The organism is Shewanella sp. SG44-6 (assembly GCF_014164185.1).
GTDB lineage: Bacteria > Pseudomonadota > Gammaproteobacteria > Enterobacterales > Shewanellaceae > Shewanella > Shewanella vesiculosa.
Genome location: NZ_JACJER010000238.1, coordinates 1 through 2,543, shown reverse-complemented (window position 1 = coordinate 2,543; position 2,543 = coordinate 1). Strand labels below are relative to the sequence as shown.

The 2,543-nt window shown below is 43.1% G+C and carries 1 protein-coding gene and 3 tRNA genes; 2 read left to right on the top strand and 2 right to left on the bottom strand.

Annotated elements, in window-relative coordinates:
* Positions 1–177 precede the first annotated feature (177 nt).
* Both H5185_RS21710 and H5185_RS21705 read right to left on the bottom strand, forming a co-directional pair.
* Positions 178–253 (bottom strand) — tRNA-Val (locus H5185_RS21710).
* A gap of 39 nt (positions 254–292) precedes the next feature.
* A tRNA-Val gene (locus H5185_RS21705) sits at positions 293–368 on the bottom strand.
* Between the two features lie 256 nt (positions 369–624).
* Between H5185_RS21705 and gltX the strand changes: the two genes are divergently transcribed.
* Positions 625–2,034, top strand: a complete 1,410-nt coding sequence (gene gltX / locus H5185_RS21700; protein WP_124016283.1) for a glutamate--tRNA ligase — start codon at positions 625–627, stop codon at positions 2,032–2,034.
* Positions 2,035–2,136: 102 nt separating this feature from the next.
* Positions 2,137–2,212: transfer RNA gene (locus H5185_RS21695), tRNA-Ala, on the top strand.
* Positions 2,213–2,543 lie beyond the last annotated feature (331 nt).

Below are 2,543 nucleotides of genomic sequence, written 5' to 3'. Positions count from 1 at the left end.
TTGCTCTCCCAGCTGCACTAAGCGACCGTGGATATTTTACTTTTAAGTCCATCACTCGATAAAAGATATGGGAGTCCCTACTGGGCTCGAACCAGTGACTCCCTCCTTGTAAGTCAGGTGCTCGCCCAGCTGAGCTAAGCGACCTGGGACTCTACACAAACACTTCTGAAAATGATATGGTGGTCGCTACTGGGCTCGAACCAGTGACCCCCTCCTTGTAAGGGAGGTGCTCTCCCAGCTGAGCTAAGCGACCTGGGATATAATTAACAGTAATGTTCCATAAATAAAAATATGGTGGTCGATACTGGGCTCGAACCAGTGACCCCCTCCTTGTAAGGGAGGTGCTCTCCCAGCTGAGCTAATCGACCTCGCTGTGTGGGGCCGTATTATAGGGGGCAAGCAAAACCTGTCAACGCTTTTTATTTAAAATATTGCCAGTCGGGCTAAAATTGTTCGCTTTGATGCTTTGTTGAACAAGGGATTGTACTCAATAATAAAGAAAATTCAAAAACAACCCTAGGTTTAGATGTCCGCCATTTCAACTGCTGGGTTTGACTGTTAGAATAGCGTCACATTTTTTTGTTTGTCTTCTTTAGACGTTTATAAATAGGTTAGTGTCCGATTATGACTACCAAGACGCGTTTTGCTCCAAGTCCAACTGGTTTTCTTCATGTAGGTGGTGCTCGAACAGCACTTTATTCATGGTTGCACGCTCGTGCTAACAATGGTGAATTTGTACTTCGTATTGAAGACACTGATATTGAACGTTCAACTCAAGAAGCCTGTGACGCTATCCTTGATGGTATGAACTGGTTAGGTTTGACTTGGGATGAAGGCCCTTACTACCAGACTAAGCGTTTTGATCGTTACAATGAAATTATTGCGCAAATGCTTGATAAAGGCACTGCCTATAAATGTTATTGTTCTCGTGAACGTATTGAAAGCATGCGTGAAGAGCAAGCTGCACAAGGTCTACAACAAAAATATGACGGTTGCTGTCGTAACCTTGCACCTCGTGATACTGATGAGCCCTTTGTTGTTCGCTTTAAAAACCCTATCGAAGGCAGTGTGATATTTGATGATCACGTTCGTGGCCGTATCGAAATTTCTAACGATATGCTTGATGACTTAATTATTAAGCGTACCGATGGCGTACCTACTTATAATTTCTGTGTTGTAGTCGATGACTGGGATATGGGCATCACCTGCGTTGTACGCGGTGAAGATCATATCAATAATACTCCACGCCAAATCAACATCCTTAAAGCATTAGGCGCACCTATTCCTGAATATGCTCATGTGTCGATGATTCTAGGTGACGATGGCGCCAAGCTATCTAAGCGTCATGGTGCTGTGGGCGTTATGCAGTACCGTGATGACGGGTATTTACCTGAAGCACTATTAAACTACCTTGTTCGCTTAGGTTGGTCTCATGGTGATCAAGAAATATTTTCAATGGACGAGTTGAAAACGCTGTTTAAATTAGATGATATCAATAAAGCGGCTTCAGCTTTTAATACTGATAAGCTCGTTTGGCTAAACCAACATTATATCAAGTCTCTCGATCCTGTTTATGTCGCATCGCATTTACAGTGGCATATGGATGATCAGAAAATTGATACCAGTAATGGCCCAGCGCTAACTGAAATTGTTACGGCACTATCTGAACGTGCGAAAACGCTAAAAGAGTTAGCCGCTTCAAGCCGATACTTCTATGAAGACTTTGCAGATTTTGATGAAGCCCAAGCTAAAAAGCATTTACGTGGCGTTGCACTAGAGCCTCTAACATTGTTTAATCAAAAATTATCTGAGCTAAATGATTGGAGTGTAGAGAATATTCACCACGTTATTGAAGCGACAGCAACTGAACTTGATGTCGGTATGGGTAAAGTGGGTATGCCTTTACGTGTTGCCGTGACAGGCGCAGGGCAGTCTCCTGCGTTAGATTTAACCTTGTTCTTAATCGGAAAAGAAAGATCTGCACAAAGAATATCCAAAGCGATTGAATTTGTAGCAGATAGAATAAATTCCTAAAAAACGAGTTGACACTTTTGGGTATGCTGCATAGAATGCGCCTCGCAGTTGAGACATGATGTTAGTTTTTTCTAGTAGCATATCCAAAAGCATTAAGTAAGAGGGGTTATAGCTCAGCTGGGAGAGCGCTTCGCTGGCAGTGAAGAGGTCCACGGTTCGATCCCGTGTAGCTCCACCACTTACTTAACTATCTTTAAATAGATATTAGCATTGATGTTTAGCCTACAGACACCAATGAGTATTCACTCGATACAGAGTATAACGTATCAACTGTGTCCGATTCGTCTAGAAATAGAGCTTAGGACATCGCCCACTTTGGTTTATAAAGAGTCGGCGGTAACAGGGGTTCGAATCCTTAGGGTTTTGTGCTTCATTATAGGTAACTAGCACTGGTGTTTAGCCTACAGACACCAATGAGTATTCACTCGATACAGAGTATAACGTATCAACTGTGTCCCATTCGTCTAGAGGCCTAGGACACCGCCCTTTCACGGCGGTAACAGGGGTTC